General features: G+C 58.0%; 24 protein-coding genes. 13 read left to right on the top strand and 11 right to left on the bottom strand.

What is annotated here, in order from left to right; genetic code table 11:
* Positions 1-12 precede the first annotated feature (12 nt).
* Positions 13-3,456, bottom strand: coding sequence for a PAS domain S-box protein (locus tag VK574_RS03860; RefSeq protein WP_472798490.1), 3,444 nt, complete (start codon positions 3,454-3,456; stop codon positions 13-15).
* A 413-nt stretch (positions 3,457-3,869) separates the two neighbouring features.
* Here VK574_RS03860 and VK574_RS03855 point away from each other — a divergent pair, with 413 nt between their 5' ends.
* Entirely contained in the window at positions 3,870-4,796 is a 927-nt protein-coding gene (locus tag VK574_RS03855) for a S1/P1 nuclease (protein WP_472798489.1), read from the top strand.
* A gap of 48 nt (positions 4,797-4,844) precedes the next feature.
* Here the strand turns inward: VK574_RS03855 and VK574_RS03850 are convergent, their stop codons facing one another.
* The 3 genes from VK574_RS03850 to VK574_RS03840 all read right to left on the bottom strand — a co-directional run bounded on the left by VK574_RS03850 (position 4,845) and on the right by VK574_RS03840 (position 7,081).
* A complete protein-coding gene (locus VK574_RS03850; RefSeq protein WP_472798488.1) occupies positions 4,845-5,315 on the bottom strand; it encodes a DUF2062 domain-containing protein in 471 nt (156 codons plus the stop codon).
* Positions 5,316-5,546: 231 nt separating this feature from the next.
* A complete protein-coding gene (gene udk, locus VK574_RS03845; protein ID WP_472798487.1) occupies positions 5,547-6,218 on the bottom strand; it encodes a uridine kinase in 672 nt (223 codons plus the stop codon).
* Positions 6,215-7,081: a purine-nucleoside phosphorylase gene (locus tag VK574_RS03840; protein ID WP_472798486.1), complete on the bottom strand. Its 867-nt coding sequence runs from the start codon at positions 7,079-7,081 to the stop codon at positions 6,215-6,217. Before VK574_RS03840 ends, udk begins: the two co-directional genes overlap by 4 nt.
* 111 nt (positions 7,082-7,192) lie before the next feature.
* On the opposite strand from VK574_RS03840, the gene VK574_RS03835 reads away from it, so the two are divergent.
* The 3 genes from VK574_RS03835 (at position 7,193) to VK574_RS03825 (ending at position 8,667) form a co-directional block, all read left to right on the top strand.
* Positions 7,193-7,474 carry a DUF2277 domain-containing protein gene (locus VK574_RS03835; RefSeq protein WP_472798485.1) on the top strand — a complete coding sequence of 94 codons (282 nt, stop codon included), beginning with the start codon at positions 7,193-7,195 and terminating at the stop codon, positions 7,472-7,474.
* On the top strand, positions 7,471-7,752 hold the full coding sequence (locus tag VK574_RS03830; RefSeq protein ID WP_472798484.1) for a hypothetical protein: 282 nt from the start codon (positions 7,471-7,473) through the stop codon (positions 7,750-7,752). The genes VK574_RS03835 and VK574_RS03830 overlap by 4 nt, the downstream gene beginning before the upstream one ends.
* 84 nt (positions 7,753-7,836) lie before the next feature.
* Positions 7,837-8,667 (top strand): hypothetical protein, encoded by an 831-nt coding sequence (locus VK574_RS03825; protein WP_472798483.1) that lies wholly within the window; start codon positions 7,837-7,839, stop codon positions 8,665-8,667.
* Between the two features lie 24 nt (positions 8,668-8,691).
* Here VK574_RS03825 and VK574_RS03820 read toward each other — a convergent pair whose 3' ends face one another.
* The 6 genes from VK574_RS03820 to cdd all read right to left on the bottom strand — a co-directional run bounded on the left by VK574_RS03820 (position 8,692) and on the right by cdd (position 15,192).
* Entirely contained in the window at positions 8,692-9,486 is a 795-nt protein-coding gene (locus VK574_RS03820) for a hypothetical protein (protein ID WP_472798482.1), read from the bottom strand.
* Positions 9,487-9,602: 116 nt separating this feature from the next.
* A complete protein-coding gene (locus VK574_RS03815) occupies positions 9,603-11,240 on the bottom strand; it encodes an AsmA family protein (RefSeq protein WP_472798481.1) in 1,638 nt (545 codons plus the stop codon).
* A gap of 203 nt (positions 11,241-11,443) precedes the next feature.
* The gene (locus VK574_RS03810; protein WP_472798480.1) at positions 11,444-12,676 is read right to left on the bottom strand and encodes a NupC/NupG family nucleoside CNT transporter; all 1,233 of its coding nucleotides are present in this window, start codon (positions 12,674-12,676) and stop codon (positions 11,444-11,446) included.
* 160 nt (positions 12,677-12,836) lie between these two features.
* Positions 12,837-14,219, bottom strand: coding sequence for a thymidine phosphorylase (locus tag VK574_RS03805; RefSeq protein ID WP_472798479.1), 1,383 nt, complete (start codon positions 14,217-14,219; stop codon positions 12,837-12,839).
* A 74-nt stretch (positions 14,220-14,293) separates the two neighbouring features.
* Positions 14,294-14,692, bottom strand: coding sequence for a hypothetical protein (locus VK574_RS03800; RefSeq protein ID WP_472798478.1), 399 nt, complete (start codon positions 14,690-14,692; stop codon positions 14,294-14,296).
* A 62-nt stretch (positions 14,693-14,754) separates the two neighbouring features.
* Complete coding sequence (gene cdd / locus VK574_RS03795) at positions 14,755-15,192, bottom strand: cytidine deaminase (RefSeq protein WP_472798477.1); 438 nt, start codon at positions 15,190-15,192, stop codon at positions 14,755-14,757.
* A gap of 135 nt (positions 15,193-15,327) precedes the next feature.
* Between cdd and VK574_RS03790 the strand changes: the two genes are divergently transcribed.
* The 8 genes from VK574_RS03790 to VK574_RS03755 all read left to right on the top strand — a co-directional run bounded on the left by VK574_RS03790 (position 15,328) and on the right by VK574_RS03755 (position 22,836).
* Positions 15,328-16,185: a TIGR03435 family protein gene (locus VK574_RS03790; RefSeq protein ID WP_472798476.1), complete on the top strand. Its 858-nt coding sequence runs from the start codon at positions 15,328-15,330 to the stop codon at positions 16,183-16,185.
* 652 nt (positions 16,186-16,837) lie between these two features.
* Positions 16,838-17,596 carry a hypothetical protein gene (locus VK574_RS03785; protein WP_472798475.1) on the top strand — a complete coding sequence of 253 codons (759 nt, stop codon included), beginning with the start codon at positions 16,838-16,840 and terminating at the stop codon, positions 17,594-17,596.
* Positions 17,593-18,039 carry a hypothetical protein gene (locus VK574_RS03780; RefSeq protein WP_472798474.1) on the top strand — a complete coding sequence of 149 codons (447 nt, stop codon included), beginning with the start codon at positions 17,593-17,595 and terminating at the stop codon, positions 18,037-18,039. Before VK574_RS03785 ends, VK574_RS03780 begins: the two co-directional genes overlap by 4 nt.
* Positions 18,039-18,839, top strand: coding sequence for a RecB family exonuclease (locus VK574_RS03775; protein ID WP_472798473.1), 801 nt, complete (start codon positions 18,039-18,041; stop codon positions 18,837-18,839). Before VK574_RS03780 ends, VK574_RS03775 begins: the two co-directional genes overlap by 1 nt.
* The gene (locus tag VK574_RS03770) at positions 18,820-19,548 is read left to right on the top strand and encodes a hypothetical protein (RefSeq protein WP_472798472.1); all 729 of its coding nucleotides are present in this window, start codon (positions 18,820-18,822) and stop codon (positions 19,546-19,548) included. The genes VK574_RS03775 and VK574_RS03770 overlap by 20 nt, the downstream gene beginning before the upstream one ends.
* Complete coding sequence (locus VK574_RS03765; RefSeq protein ID WP_472798471.1) at positions 19,545-19,778, top strand: HNH endonuclease; 234 nt, start codon at positions 19,545-19,547, stop codon at positions 19,776-19,778. The genes VK574_RS03770 and VK574_RS03765 overlap by 4 nt, the downstream gene beginning before the upstream one ends.
* Positions 19,779-19,940: 162 nt before the next feature.
* Positions 19,941-20,348, top strand: coding sequence for a hypothetical protein (locus tag VK574_RS03760; protein ID WP_472798470.1), 408 nt, complete (start codon positions 19,941-19,943; stop codon positions 20,346-20,348).
* An 886-nt stretch (positions 20,349-21,234) separates the two neighbouring features.
* Positions 21,235-22,836, top strand: a complete 1,602-nt coding sequence (locus VK574_RS03755; protein WP_472798469.1) for a hypothetical protein — start codon at positions 21,235-21,237, stop codon at positions 22,834-22,836.
* A gap of 251 nt (positions 22,837-23,087) precedes the next feature.
* On the opposite strand, the gene VK574_RS03750 is transcribed toward VK574_RS03755, so the two are convergent.
* Positions 23,088-23,366 carry a hypothetical protein gene (locus VK574_RS03750; protein WP_472798468.1) on the bottom strand — a complete coding sequence of 93 codons (279 nt, stop codon included), beginning with the start codon at positions 23,364-23,366 and terminating at the stop codon, positions 23,088-23,090.
* Between the two features lie 275 nt (positions 23,367-23,641).
* Here VK574_RS03750 and VK574_RS03745 point away from each other — a divergent pair, with 275 nt between their 5' ends.
* Positions 23,642-24,712 (top strand): Abi-alpha family protein, encoded by a 1,071-nt coding sequence (locus tag VK574_RS03745; RefSeq protein WP_472798467.1) that lies wholly within the window; start codon positions 23,642-23,644, stop codon positions 24,710-24,712.
* The last annotated feature ends 17 nt before the right edge of the window (positions 24,713-24,729 follow it).

Below are 24,729 nucleotides of genomic sequence, written 5' to 3'. Positions count from 1 at the left end.
CCAGAATCGGCCTCAGGAACCCTGGCCGGCGGAAACCTCGGTTACGGATTCTTCGACTTCCTGCGAACTACGCAGCATCGTTAACACGAGGGCTTCCAATTGTTCGGGTTCAACGCTGGCCTTGGCCAGGAAGTGACTCAAGCCTAGCACCAGTTGCATGCGTTCGGCTTGCGTCAAACCATGGGCAGAATAGGCCACCAAGGGCGCCCGGTTCAAATCTTCGTGCTGACGCAGCCAGTCCACCACGTTGAATCCATCGCCATTTGGCATTCCGATGTCGAGGATAATAAGGTGGGGCTGCATCGTCAGGCACTCATCCATCGCTCCCTGGCGCGTATGCGCCACGCGTACCACGATTCCTTCGCGTCTGAAGATCTCAGCGACAACCTGTCCCAGATCGAGGTCGTCCTCCACGACGAGGATGCGTGCCTGCTCCCCGGGAGAGCAGAGCACCTTCACCAGTTCGCCAAGGAGGGCGTCGTCGCTCGGCCTGGGGAAGAGATGGTCCACCTTGTGATTCTGTTCTGCTGGCGGTTGTGGATGTGCCACTCCCAACAGCACGATCGGAGTGTGCGCCTCAGGATCTTCGCGGCGCAGCATGGGCAGAATCTCCCATCCATTGATGCCGTCGATGGTCGTATCCAGCACGATCGCCGAAACGCCATCGTGAGCGACTGCGACCGCCTGGTCTACGGTTGTGGCTTCGACCACGCGGTATCCGTATCGTGAGAGTTGATCGGCAATCAACGGCCGCGTCGCGCCATTTGTATCGGCTACGAGTACCGCGCCGTGAGTTGCGGGGCTGGATTCCCCTTCCTCTGTCTTCGCGGCAACGGGCTGGTAGGGCAGGAAGACCCTGAACGTCGATCCGCGAACTGGATTCCGCTCCGCCCAGATTCTCCCGGTATGTTGCAAAACAATTGCACGGCAAATTGCCAGTCCAAGGCCGCTGCCGCCCTTCTGGCGCGAGTCCGAGGCATCCACCTGCTGGAATCGACCAAAGATCGCTTCCAGCTTGTCTGCCGGGATTCCGCGGCCCTGGTCGATGACTGAAAGAGTTACGCCGCTGGCGCCCGAGCGCAACATCACAGAGATCGCTGAATTGGCCGGCGAAAACTTGATTGCATTCGACAACAGGTTCGTCACCACCTGCAACAGGCGGTCCGGATCCGCCGTGACCTCCACCTGCGTCTTGTCGTGGATCAACAGCACCCCGGCCTCATCCGCCATTGGCTGAACGCCGTCGATTGCCTGGCGCACGATTTCGCCAAGTTGGATCGGCTTGAACGCAAGAGGTTCGCGGCCGCTCTGCGTGCGCTCGAGGTCGAGAATGTCGTTGATCAGTCGGACAAGGCGCTCGGAGTTGCTGAGCGCAATGCGCAGCAGGTTGGCAGCCTTCTCGTTGATCACGCCCAGCATGCCCGACGAGAGCAGCCCCAGCGCACCGCGAATCGAGGTCAATGGCGTGCGGAGTTCGTGGCTTACCGTCGAAACGAATTCGTCCTTCATGCGATCGAGCGCGTACCGCTGGCTGATGTCTCTGAAGCTCAGCACCGAACCGGAAAATCTTCCCTGGTCGAGAATCGGGTTCAGGAAGAACTCTGCCGGGAATCCAGTACCGTTGCTGCGAAAGATTGTGCCCTCGCCGGTTACCGATTTCCGCTGTCCCGATGCCCGTCGCAGCGGGCAATCTTCGGGACATTTCTTATCCGGCGGCGCTGATCCGTGCACAAGCTGATGAACAGGCTTGCCGATCAGGTTTTGCGGCCGCGCACCCAGCAGCCGCGCTGCCGCGGGATTGGCAAACCGGACCAGGCCATTGCGATCCACACCGCAGATGCCATCGGCCACCGATCCCAGCAGAATCTCCTGTTGGCGGCTCAGTTCCTCGGCGCGCTCGCGCTCGCGTGTTCGCGCAAGCATCTGCGCCAGCGACCCGGCTACCGTCTCCATGGCTGCGGTGGTCTCGCGATCTTCGCGAATTCTTGCGTGGCAATAGAACTCGAGCACCGCCAGCACATGATTGCCGACCTGTACCGGTGCAGCCCAGCCCGACGCCATCTTGCTGCGAATGGCCGCCTGCACGCGCGGACTGGTTGTCAGTACCGCCAAATCCGATGCCCAAACCAGGCGGCCTTCCTTCCATGCGCGTCCCGGCAGGCTTCCACCAGGAGCCAGCGTGATCCCCATGCTTTCCTGGATCAGAACCTCGGCGCCTTTTCCCTGAACGCCCCATGCGGTATTGAATTCGAGCCGGTTTTCTTCAGTGTTCACGTCCCACTTGACCGCGACGTCCCAGCCCTGTGAAATACAAAGGGCTTCGAGGACGCGCTTGGTGGCAATCTCCGCCGAGATGTTTTCGCCCACGATCTGGCTTACTACCAGTTGCAATGCCAGGCGGTGCTCCCGTTGCTTCTGCTGGGTTACATCGTGCAGGAGGCATTGCACCGCCAGCGGTTTGCCGGCCCGGCGCCTCTGATGAAGACTCATCTCCAACTCAAGCACGCGACCGTCTGCTGTCTCCGTGCGCAGCGGGGCGCGATCTACGGTTACTCCATCCAGAGCCTTCTTTAGCAGTGTCGCCACCTCTTCGCGGCAGCCGGGCCCGAAGACATCGGCGAACGAATCTCGCTCCAGTGGTGCGCTTCTATCCAGTCGAAACGTCTGCCTCCACGCGGGATTGGCGTAAAGGAACTTGCCCACCATGTCGAGCGTGGCGATCATTTCGCTCGAGTTCTCAAACAGATCGCGATATCGATCGCGCGGGATGCGCAGACCTTCGCCTTGCGTAGCGTTCACTGACTGGTCGAGCGCGACAGCGACCAGTCCGATCGGTAAACCATCGCGGTTGCGCAGCGTTGAGATGTGCAATCGGACCGGAAAGAGCGATCCGTCCTTGCGCCGCAGGTGGGTCTCAAAGCTGGGAACCTGGCTGGGTGCCAGGGAATGGACGACCTCCGCGTAGGTTACGAGGCTGCCTTCCTGTCTGCCCTCGACCGGCTTGTTGATGTCATAAAGCCGGCGGACTTCCGAGACAAGCCGATCCTCTTCACCAGGCGCGAGCAGCTTTTCAGTGCTCTCTTTATCAACCAGTTCTACCGCGTGGTAGCCGAGCAGTCGCTCGGCGGTCGGATTCATGTAGGTGAGATTGCCGTCGAGGCCGATCGAGATCACCATCGTTCCAGCGGAATCCAGAATGTCCCTGAGGGGATCGCCGGCATACCGCGCAGCTGCGTCCCGTTCCGCAGTGACGTCGGCCAGTACGCGCATCAACACCGCCGCGGTAAGCCCCATCGCGGTCATCAGCAAAAGCCAGTCGAATTTCGGCCCCGCCTCAAGTCTGGCCAGAATGAAACCGGCGGCCATCGCCACGGCCAGCACGGACAGTGAAGACCAAATCGGCGGAGAGTGATTCTCTCCCTCCGGGTTCGACTGTCTCGCTTCGCGTAAATCCATCGGGTTGCCGCGCTCCTGCAGGTTCACCGGTTACGCTGCGCTTCAATCCCATCCGAAAGGCAGATACACCGGTGTTGCGTTTCCGCTGCACAACAAGCTGTCAATCGCGCAGGCGCCTTGCGGGGCATATCGACTACGACCCCGTAGTTCTCTTCTCGCACTGTTGAAGCGAGAATACATCCGACTTGCCTCGACCGTATCGAGGTACGAGAGCCCGTCAATCTTGGGCGAACTGCAAGCGCGCAATAAGGCTTATCTTGCACCCTCACACAAATCAGCTTCGGTTTCAAGCGTATGTTACTGAACCAGCGTACTGTTGTACCCGAAACGCCACCGCCAATCGTGGCCAATTTTTTGCAGAGCTTCAGTCCTGCGATGCGGCCTTTGATTTTGCTCGCCGTATACTTGCTCCCATGCGTCGGACAACTGCATGTGGCACGCTGACTCTACCCGTATTCATTCTGCTTGCAAGCGCCTTCTTGCATGCACCTTTCGCCTATGCATGGGGTAACGAAGGTCATCGTATTATCAATCGTTTGGCCATCACAAACCTGCCTCTCGATTTTCCCGCTTTCCTCCGCTCTCCGGCTGCAATCGACGAAATCGAGTATCTTGGCCCCGAGCCGGATCGTTGGCGCTCCCCAGGCGAACCGGAATTGAATGCAGCGCAGGCTCCTGAGCACTTTATCGACCTTGAACTCGCTGACGCGCTGGGGCCGCTGCCTCGCCGCCGGCTCGACTTTGAGGCGGCCGCTTGCGCCGCTGGCCAACGTCCTGAAAAGATTGGCCTTCAACCATGGGAAGCCACCGAGGTCTGGGAACGGCTTAAGGCGGCGCTGCGCGAGTACCGGCATCTCTCTGCCGCACACCAGGACACGCGTGCTGTGGAGCAGGCGGCGATCTTCTATGCCGGCTGGCTGGGGCACTACGTGGGCGATGCCTCACAGCCCCTTCACACCACCGTTCAATACAACGGGTGGACAGGGCCCAATCCCAATGGCTACACCACCGCGCATACGATCCACTGGCAATTTGAAGGGTCCTTTGTGGGGGCCAACCTGCACTCGTCCGATGTTCAGCCGCGCATGACGCCTGTGCATTCTCTCGAGGGCGACGTTTTTGCGGACTACATTGCCTACCTGCGGCAAAGCTCAAAATATATCGAGAAGGTCTACCAATTCGAGAAAATCGGTGGATTTGAGGGGCAGGGAACGCAGGAATCGCGCGATTTCACCGCCGATCGGCTCGCTGCGGGCGCCAGCATGCTCCGCGACATGATCTATTCCGCCTGGCTACAAAGCGGCAATCCAGTTTCCGATCCGTATTCCTCGAGCAAATGAGGGTCGAATTGCAATCTTTCTAATCATCTCGCCGAACCGAGAACCCGATCAGTCTCTCGACTGGACAATCGCAACCACAGGTACTTTTCGGAGGAGAGGTGTCAACACCAGCGTCAGGAGCATAACCATGGGAATCGCTGTGACCAGCCACGCTGCAAGCGCTTCGCCTGCCAGGCTTCCGGAAGCCCAGATGAGCCTGGAGGGAGACTGATGATCAAGCATGGAACCATTGAGGGCCGGGTGTACGCTTGAGGAAAATAGCCATCCGCCGAAGCGCACAAATGGGAAGATAAGCGCGATCTGGAAAGGCATGGCGGCGTAATTGGCTGCCTGAATCGCAGGCATATTCAGCCGCAATCCGAGAGCAACCACCAGGCACAGTGCGGTAGGGATTCCAATAACAGGGATGCAGCCGATGGCAAAACCCAGGGCAAGCGTGAGCGCAAGCCGCTGCGGCGAGATGCCCTGCCGCAACCATGACTCCGCTTTTTGTCGCATCGCTCTGAGTGATCTGCTCATATCAATTCCTACGTTATCGATACGAAACCTGCGCCCGTTTGGATGTTGCGTAAATCTTCCGTGAACGGTACCAGATTTTGCACCAGACCCTAGCTTCATGCAGAATCGGGAAAGGTGCTGTGACTCCCATCAACAAGCATAGGCACCATTCACGGGCGCACACTGCACCACTTTGGATGTATTTGCCGCTCAAAAGTGTCAATTCTGATGGGGTTTCGCGGTTTTTTCCCGTTATCTCGGTAATCGGAGCAGGCCGCGTTCGCGCATTGCTGACAGCGCCAGCTCGACTTTCCAGTCCAGGGCCGCTGTTCCGTCGATGACGAGGTCAGCGTGTGCTGCGGACGGCCGAACGAAGGCAATGCTGGAGGGCCGGACCGTCGATTCGTACTGCCGGCGTACCGACTCCGGAGTGCGGCCGCGTTCGATCGTATCCCGTCTCATGCGACGATCGAAGCAGACGTCGTCTGGAGTGTCGAGGTAGATGCCGAGCTGATAAAGGGGAAGAAGATCTCGGTAATACAGCGCGAACAAGCCTTCCACTAGAACGAATGCGCCCGCCTGCATCGTTTCGGTGCGATCAGGAACGCGAATATAGTGCGAGAAATCATAGAGAGGCCGCTCGATGGTCTCTCCCCGGCCCAGTGCGGCGACATGCGCAATGAGCAGCGAACTCTCGATCAGGGCAGGATCGTCGAAGTTCTCTTTGGCCCGTTCTGCCGGCGGCAGATGCGAGAGGTCGAGATAGTAATTGTCGAGAGGGAAGTGAATGCCCTCGAGTTCGCGGGCGAGTTCGGCGGCGAGCGTGGTTTTGCCTGATCCTGAAGCGCCTGCAATGCCGATGATGCTCGGTGGAAATGGCAGCCGAGGCATGGCCGCCTCCGCATAATGTGCCTCGTCGCTCACGCTTCTGCTTCCACCAGCGCCGAGATCCACATGGCTACGCGCTCAAGCAACTCCGCCAGTTTTCTTTCCACCTGTTTGCCGGCTTCGAAGACCTCGGCGTGGCTGAGCGGCGTTGCGCTCAATCCAGAAGCGAGGTTCGTGACGCAGGAGAGACCCAGAACCTCGATGCCCATGTGGCGAGCCACGATGGTCTCCGGTACGGTCGACATGCCGACCAGCGTGGCGCCCATGGTGCGGAAAGCTCGAATCTCCGCAGGCGTTTCGAAGCTGGGGCCGCTGACCGCGAGGTAGACGCCCTCTTCCAGCGTCTGGCCCTCCAGCTCTGCAGCCTGGATGGCAACCTGGCGCAGCCGTTTTGAATAGGCCTCGGACATATCAAAAAAACGGAGTCCGCTGTTGGGCCGATCGAAAGCGAAACGAGGATCATTCGGGCCTACCAGCGGATTCCACCCCATCATGTTGATGTGGTCGGAGATCAGCACCAGCTGCCCGATCTTGTACCCGTCGGTAATGCCCCCGGCAGCATTGGTGAGGATGACCGCGCGCACCCCCAAGGCGCCCATCACGCGCATGGGGAAGGTGACGTCCTTGAGCGAGTAACCCTCGTAGAAGTGCACGCGCCCCTGCATGACCAAAACGGGGGCACCGCCGAGTGTGCCGGCGACGAGGCGGCCGGAGTGCCCCTCCACGGTCGATTTTGGAAAATGGGGAATGTCGTCGTAGGGCACAATCATCCGGTCGTGAACGACATCCGCGGCAGCGCCCAGTCCGGAACCCAGCACGATACCCAGGCGTGGCTTGAGATTGCCCAGTTTCGCGCGCACGAAGTGCGCGGCTTCAGAAACTTCGTCAAAGTAGCTCATGGCTTGTATCGATAAGTCCGTTCCTGCGATTCTACAACTGCGCTTGTTCCCGGTCTGGTATGCGATTCGGGGTTGAAGCGCTGGCGAAGCCTTCGCCCGAGGCAGCATCCCATGTGCCGCAATATCAAAACGCTTTTCAACTTTGATCCTCCGGTCGCTCCGGACGAGATTCGCGCCGCGTCGCTGCAGTTTGTACGGAAGATCAGCGGCTTTGCAAAACCTTCGAAAGCCAACGAGGCCGCGTTCCTCGCTGCTGTTGACGAAGTGACCCAAGTTTCAACGCGGCTGTTGAAGTCACTCGAAACCAATGCACCGGCTCGGACGCGCGAGGAGGAGGCCGCCAAAGCGCGTCTCCGCAACGCTCAGAGATTTCCCGAAAGAATTACGCCATGAAAGAGATCGTCGCTGTCATCTTCGGACTCGGTCTCTTGTGCAATGCCTTGCTGTTTGTGCCACAGGTGCTGGCTGTGTGGCGCAAGAAGACCGATGAAGGAATCTCTCTCATCACCTTCGGCGGGTTCAGCATTCTGCAGGTGATTGGGGTGGTGCATGGGATATATCAGCGGGATCCGTCACTGATCCTCGGCATGGCGGCGAGCTTCGCGAGCTGCGGAACGGTGACTGCCCTGACATGGTTCTATCGGCTCCGGCGCTTGAGAACGCTCAACTGAGGCGGCATCCCGATCGAAAATCGCTGTCCGCTCGAAGTTAGCATCTAATCCATTGTTGGAGGGTCGCTCGACCGGAGGTCCTCTGTGCTCAGGGCTCGGTTATTCACACTCGTAACTCTTGTGGCCACAACTCTTGCCGTTTCCGCGCAATCTCCGCGCGACATTGTCGGGCAGGCCGTTCAAACTGAACTGGCCGCCAGCCGCAACGACCACTCCCACTGGCTCTATTTCGAAATTGACCGGCAGCCCGGCAAGACAGTCAAGCAGTGGGTTGCGCAAGCGCGATCCGTAAGTCTCAACCGCGTGGTCGAGCGGAATGGACAGACTCTTCCGGAAAATGCGCAGCGCCAGGAGATGAACGCCTTCATGAATAACGAAGGGGCGCAAACGAAGCAGCGCAAGAGCGGCCAGCACGATGACGAGCAGGCAGCGGAGCTCCTGCAAATGCTTCCCAATGCCTTCGTTTGGACCGTTGCAAGCGAAAAGGGAGGTGAGATCGTGCTGCACTTCAGACCCGATTCGAAGTTTCGGCCACCGGATCTCGAGGCTCGCGTCTTTGCCGCCATGGAGGGCGATATGGCAATCGACCGCGATCAGCATCGTATCGCCAGTCTCAAAGGGCGACTGATCCACGATGTCAAGATTGCCTATGGCTTGCTCGGGAACCTCGAAGCCGGCGGCACATTTGATGTCGAACGCCGCGAGCTTCGGCCCCATGTATGGCAGATCACCGAAACGCATGTCCACATCCATGGCCATGCCCTCATCTTCAAGAACATCTCGGAGGAAGAGGACGACGTGAAGATGCACTTCGAGCAGATTGCAGATTCAACGACATTGCAACAGGCACAGGCAGAGTTGTTCCATCGAAGTCCCGATCCTGCACAGGACCAGGCGCTACATCAGCCGCGGTGAGCCCGTCGATGAGCTGGCGAGATCTCAGCGTGAACCGATCCTTGTCGAGGATGCGCCCCCTTCAATCGCGCGTTCTGGAACGCGTCGAATCTCGCAAGCAGAAGGAACATTGGCCATTTGTTTGAGAAACACCTTGTATCCAGGCCAACCAGGGCGAAGCGTTGACCAGTAACTTGACGTGGTGATCAAGGGCTTCTTGTGAACGACCAGCTGGCTCTCCAGGATGTTCACGCCACAAAGCAAATTGTTCTCGGGTTGCAGAATCGTTTTGTTCGGATCGTGTTCCTGAAGATTCCTGTCAGCATTCCAGTCGAAGGAGCATCCGTAGCGTTTTGAGTCTTCATAGGTCAGTTGCAGCAGGCCTTCGCTGCGCACCATGCGGTGACTCACTTGATCGGCTACCGCGACTTGAGGCTCAGTATGCTGCACATCGGAGGTGGGTTTGAGGCCTGCCTCTGCACCGGAGAGGGCCTGGAAGAAGTAGGCCCAGAACGCTCGCCGATCCGGTTCGCTCATCGACCGGAACCGCGGACAGAACTGCTGAACGGTTCTTCCCATTTTTGGCTCGAGCAGAACCGCAGGCAATGCCTTCTCGATCGCTGCGTCCCACTCGGGGCGCCAGGTTTCGTCATCGCCGAGTTTGGCCTTCTCTTCCGCGATGGGGGTCGAAGGAGCCGGCTTCAACTCCGGCCCGGGTGGCGGAGAAGCAACGACCGCCGCTCCGGCTCCGGAAGGCTCCCCCGCAATGCGCAACGCCAGCAGCCCTGCTGGAAGCCCGAGGGCGAGCAGGGTTATTGCAATCCGCAGTGTTCTAGGCATCTCCAGGGTGAAAAGCTCCAGCCCAGTGAGATGCACGATCAGCAGGGGACGGTTTGTCCCGCGGCTCCTTCAATCCATAAGCCATTGAGATTCAGTTTGATACATTGCGCGAATATTTATTTGTTGTGCGTAATATCCTGCGTGACGCCATAGTGTCCGGGGGTTCCGGTGACCGCGATCGGGACCACTGCACCGACGTTCTTTTTCCGGAAGAACGGGGCGAGCGGCTTCAGCAAAAGGGATTTGAAACCGGTCGCAGTGTGCGAAATGTCCTTATCCATTTTCAGATCGCCCGTAAGATGCGCGACCTCCCCGTGGAAACGGAATGTTCCCGCAAGCGTAGCCTGCGCCCCGGTGATTTCGAAGATAAGGCGCGATGAAGATGCGACTCCATTCTCGACTTTGACAGGACCCCGGATCGACGACAAAACATCCTTTGACGCGTCAGCTGGCTTATCGTCGGAGTCGACGCCGGTATTGGGCTTGCGATCGCCGCTTGCGCGCTCGCTGAAGGCGGAAAGGTTCTTTTCTGTCTCCTTGTCCGTCAACTTTTCCTTCGGCACATCAAAAGAGCCGGTCACGCGCAAGCGCGCCATGAATCCATCGCCCGGAGGCCCAACATAGGCATGGCTCTTGAGCCACACCGGTCCGGTGACGGGAACTTCACTCTTAACGAAGGGCTGCATGACGTCCTGGGCGCGACCGTTGTCCACGCTGATATCGAAGTTTGTGAGCTTGGGAGCGCCCTTGATGCTGCCCACAGCGTGAATATTTGTTGCTCTGATCTTCACGTCGATGGCTTGTATGTCCATGTCGCCGTTGTCGCCGGAGAGAGTGCTCTGCATCGAAGCGCTGATCGGCGTTGGTTTGCCGTCGTCGACAGCAAAGTCCTTGGACTCCGCGGAAGTCTCGACCTCCATCGACCGCAAACTGCCTTTGAAAACGCCCCGCGCATCGAGGATGCCGCTGATGTCGCCAACATCGTGCAGGTTCACCCCCGTCAAGGCAAAGTTCCCGCTTACCGGCGTGGACAGGAAGTCTTTGCCCACCATCGGTCCCATGCTGCCATGCGCAAGGATGCGCCCGGCAGGTACGGCATTCTGCATATCAACGGCGTAGGTCAATGCCTCGCCCTTGTGCAGGTTCCTGATCTCGAGTTGCTTGATGGGGAAGGAGAGTGGCTTCCCATCCTTGCGGAGGATTTCGAGCAGGCTCTTGTGGACTACGAATCGTTCGATCATTGTTTCTGGACCTTCAAAATCGCTGGCGCTGCCGGGAGGAAAATCTTCGTGGTTTTCCTTGCTGCCGATCGGCGGCACAGCGACGTGCAGTCCGGTGATATCGACCAGTTCAACACGCTGACGCAGCATGACGAGGTCGGACCAGGTGCCCTGCACGATCATGGTGTCCACATGGCCCAGGGGCGGAAGGTCGGGCGCTGACTTGCGGCGCAGGGTGATTCCAGTCGCGACGAATCCGGGTCGGGGAAAGTAAATGCGGTGATAGCCGGTGAACGTCACGTCGCAGGCCAGCACATCCTCAAGCATCGGTGCGATCTTGCGGTGACGGTAGGGCCAGTTGGCGCTAATGATGACGACAGCCGCTGCCAGCACAGCACCCGCTGCGACGATAACGACGTGGACCCACATGGGAGCCTCGTGCCAGATGCTGCGCACTTCACGCCGGATATGGCCCCTTTGATGTGTCGAAGCGTTCTTGCCGGATGGGGGTGGCGAGATAGAAGGATGAGCCATAACCTATGCCTTTGAAGCAGCCTGGAACCTGGGCGCCGTATGTCGAACTGAGGATCATGCGATGCTATATCGCCGCAGAGCCGCGCGAATCTGTCCAGACTGATCGATCAACGCACCGGCGTTTGGGCCCGTGATGCCTGCCTTTTGGAGTGCAGTGTGCCTCTGGAGCGTTGCCCCATGAAGACGTCGAGTTTTGTCGGCGATTATCCGAGGAAAATGCCGGCGATCGACGCTGAAATCAAGTTGGCCATCGTTCCGGCAAGCATTGCACGAACCCCCAGCTTTGCAAGGTCATTGCGGCGTTCGGGGACCAGAGCCCCGATTCCACCGATCTGCATGCCGATCGATCCGAGATTGGCGAAACCGCACAAAGCAAAGGTCGCGATGGTAAAGGCCCTTGGCGTGATCATGGCCTTGTGTGCGCCGAGACCAATGTAGGCGATGACTTCGTTGAGAGCCATGCGGGTGCCAAGCAGGTTGCCGATAAGGCTGCAGTCCTGGGCAGGCACGCCGATGAGCCACGCCACCGGCCAGAAGACATAGCCGAGAATCTCGCCGAGGCTGCCCGGTACCCAGTGGAACCCGGCGTGGATGTGGACCCAACTCAACAGCATGTCGAGCAACGCGACGAGGGCAAGAAAGCTGATGAGCATGATGGCTACATTGAGGGCGAGCTTGCCACCATCGATGGTGCCGCGCGCAATGGCGCCAATGAGGTTTTCGTCTTTGTGTTGTTCATCTTTGGGGATGACGACTTTGCCTTCGGTGGCAGGCACTTCGGTTTCGGGCACCAGCATCTTCGCCATCACGATCGTTCCCGGCGAAGTCATAATTACCGCCGAAAGCAAATGCCGCGCCTCAATGCCCTGTGAAATGTACATGGCCATGATGCCGCCGGAGACGTGCGCCATGCCGCTGGTCATGATCGTCATCAACTCGCTGCGCGTGGCCTTGGAAAGAAATGGCCGAATGGTCAGCGGTGCTTCGGTCTGCCCCATGAAAATGGAGGCTGCAACGTTCATACTCTCTGCGCCAGAGATGCGCATCGTCTTCAGCATCACCCATGCAAGCCCGCGAATGATGATCTGCATGACCCCGATGTGATAGAGCACAGCAAAGAATGCCGAGATGAAGATGATGGTGGGCAGCACCTGGAAGGCAAAGATCGATCCCAACGAGGTGTCTGGCGTGCCAAGCTTACCGAACAGGACCGAGGTTCCTGCCGTCGTGGCGCTCAGCATCTTGGTTACGACGCCACCGGCCCAGAACATGGCTCTCTGTCCGAAGTCGAAACGCAGCACGAGGAATGCGAACACGATTTGGAGGCTTAGGCCCCACCCCACCGTGCGCCAGCGGATGTGTTTTCGATCCGTTGAGCCAAGCCATGCCGCCAGCAAAACGGCCAGTATTCCCAGCACACCCGTAAATCGTCCCAAAGCCTTGCTCCTTCAAAGACAGCTTCTGGCCGTAAGCTCCTAGCTTTGTCTATTGCTTTCGGCTGCGGCTTTGCGGCGTAAATGCGTTTCCACTTTTCGGTACCAACAGGCTAACAGCAGTCGCGGCAAATTGAGGCTGGAAATAGCTGGAGGTTAGAAGCTAGGAACTGGAAGCTGTCTCTCGCAGATATCTCTCAGCGTTTTCGCGTGCAAAAATGTGGCTCACCAGGGGCACCTCATCCGGCGGCTCATTGCTAAATGTGATCGCTCGCTTGATGCGCTCCAACGGTTCGGCCAGCATCGTCTCATTGGTGGCATAGAGGGTGGCAAAGGGCTGCCCTCTTTCCACCTGCGCGCCGCGCCGGGCATGAAACTCGATGCCGGCGTGTGGATCAACGGGCTCTCCGGCTCGCTCGCGGCCAGCTCCCAGGCGCTGTACCGCCCATCCCAGCTCCATCGTGTCGAGTTCGGCAACGTATCCGTTTCTCCACGCCTCCAACACCAACGTTGCGCCGGGCTTGTGTGAAGCTTTCAGGTCATCGAAGACCGCAAGATCGCCGCCCTGCGCTTTTATCATTTCGAAGAAAATCTTCAGTCCTGTACCATCCGCAAGCGCACCGGTCGCAGCCCAATAGCCCTGCTCCGCGGTCTCGGTTTTGCCACCCAGATGAATCATCCAGCCGGCCAGGCGCAAGGAGAGCTCCCGAAGGTCCTCATTTCCTGCCGGGGAGCCGCCACGCAGCAGTTCAACACACTCGGCTACCTCGATCCAGTTGCCGGCAGTGCAGCCGAGGGGCTGACTCATGTCGGTCATCAGAGCCACAGTTCGTGTTCCGGCAGCCTCGGCGGTCGCCACCATCAACGCTCCGAGGAACTCAGCATCGGCGCGCTTGCGCAGGAAGGCACCCGAGCCCGTTTTTACATCCAGCACCAAAGCATTCAACCCGGCTGCCAGCTTCTTGCTCAAGATCGAGGCGCAGATCAGTCCGGGGCTCTCCACGGTTCCGGTACGATCGCGCAGGGCGTACAGGACACGATCGGCAGGAACCAGAGTCGGTGTCTGGCTGACGATGGCAGCGCCGCACTGCTCGAGCACCTCTTCGAATTCGCCAAGCGTCAGCGCCGATCGGAATCCGGGAATCGAATCCAGCTTGTCGAGCGTCCCACCGGTGTGGCCGAGCGCTCGCCCGCTGATCATGGGCACCGCAACGCCGCACGCGGCTGCGAGGGGAGCGACGAGAAAACTGGTCTTGTCGCCCACTCCACCGGTCGAGTGCTTGTCCACAGCTTGCTTGCCCAGTCGCGAAGGATTGAACTTCTCACCTGAATCGCGCATCGCTATCGCCAGCGCTCGGGTTTCTTCGATCGTGAGGCCATTCAGCCATGCTGCCATCAGCCATGCCGATAATTGCTCCAGGGGAATCGTCTCGCTTGCGGTGCCTGCCACGATGAACCCGATATCGCGCGCATCGAGGACGCCGCCATCGCGCTTCCTTCGAATCAGATCAATCATGTGCGGCACTGGAGCGGCTTTTTCAGACATGGGGGGTTCAACCTCAATTCCCGGAACAGAAGAGATTATCGCAGGGAGCGGCGGCGTGGGTTTTGTCTCAGGGATCAGAGACAGGATCCGTTTTGAAACAGGTCGATCTGCTTCAGCGTGTCTCCCGGGGCTGCAACAGCTTGATTCCCATCCACGCCTGCGAACTTGAATTCAACGTAGACATCCCAGTTTCGGCAGACCCATCCCGGCGCTTCGTGCCCTATCCTGGCGCGGTCAGAGAAGACGCCGGCCTCGCAGCAGCTTCTCTGATACTGTGCGCCCGTCTGGCGCAGATACGCTTCCACTTTTTCGCGGCTGATTCCAGGCTTCAGGATGGAACGGTAGACGTCCACCTTCGCACGATAGGTCGCCTGTCGCTGCTGCTCCTTCTGCTTTGCACGCATGAACGAATGAATGTTGCCCAGCGCCAGCACAATCACGATCCCCCATCCAACTACAAGCCAAGGCTTCATTTTCGTGCTCTTTCAGGATTGAAGAAAATCAATTCGAAGAACTGTGCAATACCGCATCTCTGTTATTCCGTGTCTTCTGTCTTCTTCAATCTCATGTCGAAGCCGTGGGGCAGAATCTCTTCGAACGGCATCGTCCTTGTTCCCCCCGCCGCAGGGAAGACGATCGGCGCATCTGGAGCAGCAAACTCAGCGAGCATCTGGCGGCATGCGCCACATGGAGGGCTGGCGGCGTTGTTCAGATTTGCCACGGCTACGGCCTCGATGCGAATGCCGGGGCCAAATTGGCTCACTGCACGAACCAGCGCCGAGCGCTCGGCGCAGATCGTGAGCCCGAAGCTTACGTTTTCCACATTGGTGCCGGTGACTACGGCGCCGTTGTTCAAGCGCAGAGCCGCGCCCACTTTGAATCCCGAATACGGCGAATAGGAGTTCTCCGCCGCTTTGGTTGCCTCTTCCACAAGACTGTCGAGCGCGGCCTGGGCTAAGCTCGTCTTCATCATCGCGTCCTCATCTGCACGCAGGCTGAACCTTGAGGCTAATGCATGACTGCTCCCCATGTACAACGCCAAACTGAGGTGAGGCGGGTTACATTCCGCTTGTGTGTGCGGAGGTTTGCGGCCATTGCAACATTCTGCTTGACCCCATTCGCCATGCCGATTTCGGCGCAGACGCGCACCATGCCGCCTGCAACCGCACCGCAATCCGCGACCACGCAGCAGGCCGATGCCCAGTCCGCGACACTGCCGCCAACGCCAGCCTTCGATGTCGCTTCCATCCACCCCAACAACTCCGTCCACACCGCTCGCACTCATATCTATTCCTACGCGAACCAGGGCCATTTCATCGCCATCAATGCAACGCCCATGCAACTGCTGCAATACGCCTACAATTTGCCCGGCTCGCGCATCCTCGGTTTATCGGGCTGGGCTACGTCAGCCAAATACGACATTGAAGCCAAGTCTGGTCAAGCGCTTGTCGACAGGCTTGCGGTTCTTCCGTATCCCGATGCCAAAGATCAGCTTTTGAAGATGGTCCAGTTGCTGCTCGCCGACCGGTTCCATCTCGCCGCACATCGCGAGTCGCGGGAACTTCCGGTTTATGAACTAGTCGTTGCCAAGGGCGGCGTAAAGTTCTCACCCGTCAAGGACGGACCCAAACACGTCGTCGATTCCAATTCCCGCGCAGGCAATGTATCGATGAGCATTACGAGCAGTTCTCACGCCATGAACGACCTTGCCGAGATGCTCTACCGCTACACTGGACGTGTTGTCTTCGACAGGACTGGACTGACTGGCATCTACACCATCAGCCTCACCTTCACCCCGGACGATTCCCGATCCGCGGTTCCAGACACAGAGACAACCTCCTCGGTCGACGCCAGCCCCTCCATCTTCACTGCCTTGAAAGAGCAGCTCGGCCTTGAACTCAAATCCAGCAAAGGCCCCGTCGATGTTCTGGTTGTGGATCATATCGATCCGCCCACGGAAAACTGACGCGCCACTTTTCTCTCCCCAAGTCTCCGGCTGCGAGTCCGATAAATCCCTTGTGACCCCGCACCGACCTCCATCCGGTGCGGCAGGAAGCATGCGCGACGGACGAATTGGCTCGCGAGTTTCTAATCGAGAGCCAAGAAGGGCTCGATCGCATGGAACGGTGCCTTACTGATCTTGAAAGACGTCCGGATGGGCAGCTGCGTATTGAACGTGAGATTTAGAGTTTAGAACCTCAAGGAAGGCCGATTGGGATGGCCGACCCGGCGGATAAGGTCTTTCTTTTGTTATAGCAAAATTCGACATGAGAGCGTGGGCAGGTGAGGAATCGGTCAATCAGCGTCCAATCTTTTCTCGTTCCGCTTTTTTTTTGCGGTGATCAGTTCCTGTTCATCCCAGAGCTTAGTGAGAATAGTTTCCAAATAGTTTGTGAGTGACCGCCGTTCTTTTTCCGCTTGTTCGATCAGCCTTCGTTTGAATTCTGCAGAAACTCGAAAGTTTAAAGTCTCCTTCTTTTTCATGAGATTAAGTAAAAGCCTCGGCGAGATGCTACCGAAGGCCCCGACGAATGGTCAAGGGGCTGCCCATTTCTTGCTTGACATATGTAATGCATATAGCATCATATATGCATTACATATATCGCCGGAGGAATCACTTGACAGCTTCCACGGATTGCTTATTCCGCCGTAACCGAAGACTTGCACGCCAGAGGTGGGGGCCAGCAATCAATCTCGATCTCCTAGAAACCCTGAAGTCCTTTTCTAAAGAGTTCTGCTTTTCGATCTCCTCTGGGGACCTGCTATTGCTGGACAAGCGCTGGTACGTGACCCATGTCGGCCTCATAAGGCTTGCTCGCCGCAACCGGTGCCATGGAGTCCTAGCGGAGCCCGCGCAAGAGTTTTGTGATCCCAAAGTGGGGCGTTGGGTTTTTCGGGCCACAGTATACAAGTCTAGGACCTGCGGCGGTTTCGTTGGATATGGCGATGCCGACCCCTCCAACGTATCCTCGCTGGTCCACGGCGCCGAAATGCGGATTGCCGAGACCCGAGCCGTCAACCGTGCCCTGCGCAAGGCCTACGGCATCGGCATCTGCTCGGTTGAGGAAATCGGAACCATCCCAATTTCGATTCCGACGGAAAAGTTTCCTCCCGCAAAGGCGAATGGAAGCAGCAACGGCACTGGCCCCAAAGTCCGCGACCGTCTGTGCCAGATCATCCGCCAGCACCAGCTCAACCCCGAGCTGGTGAAGGCCTATGCCATCGACTTCTGCGGCACGAAGACGCTCCGAGAGGCTAGCAGGGAACAAGTTAAGAACTTCGTCTTGCAACTGGCCAAGCGAGCCGAAAGTGACCGAAACGGTCTGCTCGGCAAGCTCAATACCTACACGCACCCGAAGCAGGAGGGTGCCGCATGAACCGCAAAGTCCCAGGCCTCGCCGAAACGGCCCACGATTCTCGTCCGAAGATCCCCGACGGTATCTATCTTGTGCGCGTCGATGGTGCCCAGTTCCGCTGGCATGCCCGCAAGCCGTTCTACGTTCTCCGGCTCTCGGTTATCGAGCCCCGGACACTGGCCGGGCAGCCCATTGTCGGCCGGCTCTACTGTACGCAAAGAGCAATGTGGAAGCTGGGCTGGTTCCTGCGGGATTTTCTCTATGATCCTGAACTTTTGGCCCACGAACAGGTCGATGAGAAGGCTTTGCCCGGACTCCGTGGTGTCGTCAAGATCAGCCATAGCGTGGTGAACGGCATTTCGCTCATCAACCTCGACGGCTTTGCCCCCGCCAGCCAGTGGGAAGAACTCTCCGCGGCGCCGGCATCGAGTGCTTCTCTCTCTAACAATGCGGAGGCGTCCTGATGACCTACTCCTACACACAGATCAGTCAGTATCTGAGCTGTCCGCGCCGTTACCGGCATCGCTACCTCGACGGGTGGCAAGAGAAAGACACGCGCGCTGCCATGTTCTTTGGTCGAGCCTTCGAACAGGCCGTTGCCGCCCTTTTCCGCCGTCAAGACCCGGCGGCTGCGTTGTGCGAGCAGTGGAGCCTGTGCAAGGACATGGGATTAACCTACCCCGGCAACGACACTTGGGACCGGATGCTGCAACAAGGCGTCCAGTTGCTGGAGCGCTTCGTTCAGGACGACCGCGTTTGTATTCGGCGCCCTCATTCAAGCCAGCAGATTCAGTTCAATCGGGTACTTGGTTCGGGCAACAATTTCGTCTCCTACGTCGATGCCATTGGGGAACTGGACGATACGCCCTGCGTTCTGGAATGGAAGACTAGCTCCGCGCGATATCCAGAAACACCGGCCGGCATTTCCGGACTGGACCCGCAACTGGTCTGCTATTCGTGGATGACCGGCATCCAGGAAGTCGCCCAAATTGTTTTCGTGCGCAAGCGACTGGTCGAAGTTCAATACCTTCGGGCCACCATTTCTGAGGAACAGTGGCAGGAGTTCGCAACCCTGGTCGATGACACAGTCCGACGGATCGAGTCCGGATTGTTCCTGCCGCATAGCGGCATCCGCTTTCCACAGAATCCTTGCACAACGTGCCCCTTTATCGGGCTCTGCCTCGATAGGCCTGACTTGGTCGAAACTGCACTTGTGCGCAAGCCCGGAGTAGACCTTGGTCTGTTTGACGAACTTTCGTTTTAGGCCGATGCCGATGGCGCCCAAGCTCAACCACAAGCGTGCTCTCTTTGTTCTGACCAAGATCGACGAGATCCTGGCGTGGGAAAAGCGGAGAGAAGAGGAGCGCGACGTTCGCTTCGTCGATCTGGGCAGGTATTTGTGCGAAGTGCGGGCGGGTCAGTACTGGCGGCTCGAGAACTTGAAATCCTTCGATGAATTTCTGCTAAGGCGTTTTCCCGATTCGCGCCGCACTGCCTACTATCTGATGTCCATTCACGAACACTTGCCGCCCCAGATCCGGCGGGAGTTGAAACAGGTGGGCTGGACCAAGGCGGCGGTGTTGACCAAGGTCGCGCGTTCGGACGGGAAGGATTTCGATTGTGCAGCATGGATGCACAAAGGTCGTTCCTTACCCCGGGATCAGTTCAAACGCGCAGTGGACCAACACCTCACCGGCAAGGATACCGAACCGACCGAGATCATTTACTTCAAGTTTTACAAGAGCCAGATCCCTGTGATTGAGCAGGCAATCGAGACGGCGGCGCTGATGCTGGGCACGGACAAATCCCGCGGCTATTGTCTGGAGATGATCTGCGCGGATTTCCTGGCGGGAGCCAACCTCGACGGCGGACAACCAGACGTGCTTTTGTCCTCGATGGCACGATTTTTCCAGTTCCTGCCTGGCGAACAGCGGCAGGCGTTTGTCGAGCAGATCACCGAGAAAGCGTCATGAACCGGATTCCCGTAAAGAGTTCTCGCCTACGCCTCGCTCCCAAATTGTATGAAGATCTGCGGCAGCAGGTTTTACGCCGGGACGGATGGAGGTGCCAGAGTTGCGGAGCAATGTCGAATCTCGAGGTTCATCATCGAGAATTTCGCAGCCAGTCTGGGGATGATTCAGAGCAAAATCTCATTACACTTTGCACTGCATGCCACTCAATTGTGCATAAGGGAACTGATTGAAGACTGTTTTGCCGATGGGGCCTGGTGCCACTGGTTTATGTACTGCCGAAATGCTGTGCAGTCGATCGAGCTCTCAATCCGACAAAGTACGCGAACTCCACCACCTTCCTCAGGACATGACATTCAACGAGTTGCTAACGGCATTCATGAGAAAGAGCGAAGATGCTTGGCAAACAAATAAATCAGGGACAATCGTTGGTTGGGATTTTCTGGTTGATCGGAGATCGGCTGATCCTCGACACCAGCCCGCTCAGTGAAGCGGAGCCTTATGGCGATTGTTTAGGCCACCGGACGAGTCATATTGACTACTGGACGGCGCAGCAGGGTCTCGGGACCGTGTCGCGCGAAATTGAATACGAAGAGCCTCCACGCGGCCGGGTAGTCTTTAACACAAGAACCCAACGGTTCGCCCTGTACGCCGATCGCTGCATTCTGAAGAGGCAGGCAGTGGTCGAGCGCATTATGGACACGATGCATCTTCCAACCAGCCATACCAACATCGGCACGGACGGCCACTACAAGTGTTCAAAGTGCTTGGAGAGTTCTTGCGCCTGTAAAGATGATTTCTGAGACTGAATTCTCCGCCTTTCCCGGGTTTTTTCAAGAGAAATGAATCATGGTCCGAAATCTGAAATCGCCCGCGAGGCATCAGCCCGATCACTTCGAAATCGCGATGATTTCTGACGCCAACGAACTGTTTCGGGTGGTCGTCGATCTGGATGGCGGTCACGCCAGCTTCCAGCGTTTCGAAAGAAATCGATCCCGGGGACTTTGCAAGTGATTTGAATAGGTCGAACGCTCTTCCGGTGCAGGCTGATTGAACACCCACTCGGCGTCCTGGGGGAATCAGAGGCCCTGGCATCCGGTTAAGCCCTCTACCATCGTGTGGGCCGACAAGGCTGCGTACAGACGGCGACCGGTCGAGGTCCTCGAAACTCAGCACAAAACCCTGCAAGCGCCAGTCGAACCCGTCAGCGAAGCCTTATGACGGAGGGCGGGCCGCAGTGGTGGTCCCAACGGCTTGGCGTCAGGGTCCACTGCCAGATCAAGCCGCGCCCGCTGATCTGATCCCTCCTGGACGACTTCCCCGGGGACCGAGCAAACCGGAATTCAACCCTAGCCTCCGAAAACCCCTTTAAAACAGGCAAATCTGAGTTGAGCGGTTGACGGGCGGCGCAAAAGCGCGCCTCAGTTCGCGGGGTTTTGGTCGGCAAAGATCCAGAATCTTGACCCAAATCGATAATGAAAGTTTTTCCCCGATTACCGAATCCAAGGTAGTTGCCGGAGAACTCAGGTTTTGGTAAATCGTTTTGCTAAATCGATTCATGGAGACAGCAAGAGATGGCTTACCGAGCCGAGTGCCGGCTTGTGAAACAGACCTTGCGCGGAGGACACAAGCTTGCCAACCCGTTCTTGCAGCCACGTTTTCAACCCACGATCTACGGAGGATAATTAGATGCCAAAGCAGAAAAATGAAAGTGCCCCAACTCCCGTGAAATCAGGGATTCCGGAACCAGCTCCAGACGCGGCCCAAGCCTCAGTATCGAAGGATGCGGCCGGCGCAGAAAGCCAAGCTGCGCCCACTGCATCCGACACACTCGAAGATACGGCTCCCACAACACCCGGAACCGCGGCACCAACATCGCCTCATGACGATAAGTCTGAAGCTGGGGCAACGAAGGATGATGCCGGTGCAGAAAGCCAAGTTCACGCAGCCCAGTCCAATATCCCCGAAAACAGCCTCCCGCCGATTGCCGAACCAACTTCTAAGCTCGTTGTCGGCGAATGCGGCGAATGCTTTCAAGCCGTTGTGGCTCCAGCACCGACCCCCAAGCCCAAAACACCCTCCTACATTGCTGCATTCGAACGGTACTGCCGCCAGCTTGGCGGCGGTACCACCTCTACTCATGCCGGTACGGAGACCGGGCTTTCGGCTCCCGCGGAAGACGGAAGCACAGGCAATGCTGAAATGAAACAGCCCCACGAGATTCTCACCGCGCCACTTCCGCCACCTCGGGTCGCCACGGGAGTTGAGCTCTTCACGTGGATCAAGCAGATCATTTTGGCGCAGACGCGCTTACCGGAGGATGCGGCCGAGTTGGGCACTTTCTTTGCGATCTCGACCTGGTTTCAGGACGTGTTGACCATCCTTCCGTGCCTGGTAATCACCGGCCCCGCCCATGACGCAAGAGTCGTTTTGCACGTGCTCCGCCACTTCTGCCGGCAGCCTGCTCTGCTGGCCGGATTCCAGCGAAGCCACCTTTCCGTGCTCCACCGGAACTGTAAGACCATCTTGGCTTCGGAGCCAGACCTCGGCAAGCGGACAGCCGACTTGTTATGCAATCTGACAGATCGGAACTTCTTGGTCGTGGAAGGGGGTTCGTTGGCCTGTTACTCCAAGTCGACGGCGATCTATGCCGGCGAGAATCCACTATCACACAAGATCCAGAACTCCATCCACATCGACATCAGCCCCGCAAACGCAGCACCACCTGCCACTCCGCAAGGGCTGCAAAAAATGATTGCGAGCATCCCGGTTCACTTGGATCAATACCGCAACAAGAACCTCAGTTATGTACACCGCTGTACGTGGGTTCCCTCCGGCTTGTCTTCCGAGACGGAGGCGATTGCGACGTCACTCGGACGTTGCATCGTGGACGCACCCGAACTCCGGCAGAAGCTCGTGGCCCTGCTGAAGACCCAGGATCAGCAGCGTCTCTATGAAATGTCGAATACCACCAAGGCCATCGTCGTAGAAGCGATTTGGGCGTTCATTCGTGAAGGGCGGAAATACGCCTATGCGGGGGAAATCGCGACCAAGGCCAACCGTCTGCGGGAAGCTCGCGGTGAAACGGCACGGCTGGGCCCCGAGAACGTAGGCCACGAGCTGAAGAGCCTTGGTCTGCCTACTCACCGGATATCACAAGCCGGCAATGGTCTGACGTTCGATCCGCCCACCGTCGCCAAAATTCAGCAGCTTGCCGCGATGTACGTGATGGAGGATACGCCAGCGGAGAGCGAGAACCTCCATGGCTCGCAAACTACAGACAATAATTAGATCGAGGAGGTTATGGAGGTTATGGAGGTTTTTGAGCGAAGAGGAGACATAGCCACCGTGGGGTGTCAGCTTTCACCCTCTGCGATACCCCACACGGATCTGCCGAACAGCCTCCGGACCGCTCTCTTTGGACAACCGTTTTTGCGGGCGGTACTTGTCACTCCGGCCGCGGCGCCCTGCTTGAATCTTCTGATCCCCGAGCGTCGTAGGATATCCGGCGCAGGACTTCCGTCACCGTCCGGAAGCCGGATTTACATACCCTGCGTCACACGATGAATAACGATCAGCCCAGCAATGCAGCTTCCCAGCAGGAACGACGACGCTACGAAAGCCGTACGCAGCGGGCTCCCGGGATGGAATCGGCGATGGCTGCGAAAAATGACCGCGATATCTCTCTGCAGCGGGGCGGCCTTCCAACCGCTCAAGCTGCGCCGGATCTCCAGAATCATCGCGACCTCAAGGAGGCAGCAGCACCCCGCGGCGGCCACGCTGCCCGCAGCAAAAACCTCCGACATTAGCAATAAAGACACAGCAACCTCGCAGCAATTCGCCGTATGGTCCGACGGTCAGGTTCTACGGTAAGGAAGTTTCTTGTTATCCAGCTTACCGCAATTCGTCTACCCCCAAAAACCGGCAATGGGTGCCCAAAGTAATGCCCGCCAATCCCACAAAAGTGGGATATAGGGGAGTAAGATTGTGAGTTGTAAGACGCCAGGGCGCTTTCGGGACACAGGCTCGGAACCGGACAACATCTCTTCCCTCCCGACGGAACGCTCGCGCCGAACAGTTATCATCCGAGGGCTGCATGAATCCAACGACTTTCCATTCTGAAGGTTCCCTCACGGCAGAGCGCCGCCGGGCCGAACGGCGGATTTCGCCGTCACTTGCCGCCTATCATTGGAAGGGCGCTATTCCGCGTCAAAACAGTGTCCGCGACATCAGCGCGACTGGTGCGTTCCTCGTAACGCAGGAGCGTTGGGAACCGGGCGAAGTGATCGCTCTGACCCTTCAGCGCAGCGGCCCGCTGGAAAAAGAGAACAGCTTTCTCGTGCAAGCGAAAGCGGTTCGATGGGACGATCATGGTGTGGCCATCTCCTTCGTTCTCCCTCCCGGCGCCGACCTTCGTCTCTGGCAGAGCCCACTGAAGAGTGCGGCCGAGCAGAATGAGCCCGAAGACATTCTGCGCGAATTTCGCGTTGCGCAGGCCATCTCCTTCCTTTCGCGCATTTCGGCTGAGACCAAGGACTCGGTCTGCAGGCTGCTTCATGAAGAATTGAGCAACTACCGTCTTGAAAATGCAGTTGAAATTGCCCTCAAGGCGGAAAAGATGCTGGGAGCATCGGTGGAAGGCGATCACTTGCATGCGCTTCCTCACGTGGCAATGCGCATCGTTGAGGGAGGGTCCTGGTCCTCAGATGACAGGTGGATGCTTCAATTCTGGGCGGGCCTTCTGGCCGCGTCCTGCACCACAGCGGGCGGCGACGAGTCGAGCCTTCTTTTTGTGGACCTGCTCAGCCAACTTAAGGCTCTTCATCTACGCATCCTCGCCGCAGCGTGCACCAAGTCCACCAAGCTTGTTACCGGGCCGGGCATGATGTCTACGCGTCCACTGAACTGGAAAGCAGCGGACCTCATGAAGTATTCAGGTTCCCACGACCTCATCAAGCTGGATCGCGAGCTGAATTACATGGCCGACGTTGGAGTGATCGCATCCCGGGAGCAGTCAGCATTCTTCCAGCAAATGACCGATACAACGGTTGCGCCCACCGGTCTCGGCCTGGAACTGTACGCCCGCTGTAATGGCCATCGCGGCACAGCGCAAAAGTTCTACGGCGTTGGAGTGACCCCTGCCGGCGCCCTTGCTCTCGAGTTGTAACGCCCGCCCATCCTGAT

It is taken from the genome of Occallatibacter sp. (genome assembly GCF_035317045.1).
In the GTDB taxonomy this organism is placed as follows: Bacteria; Acidobacteriota; Terriglobia; order Terriglobales; family Acidobacteriaceae; genus Telmatobacter.
This window is presented reverse-complemented; position numbering and strand designations above follow the sequence as displayed.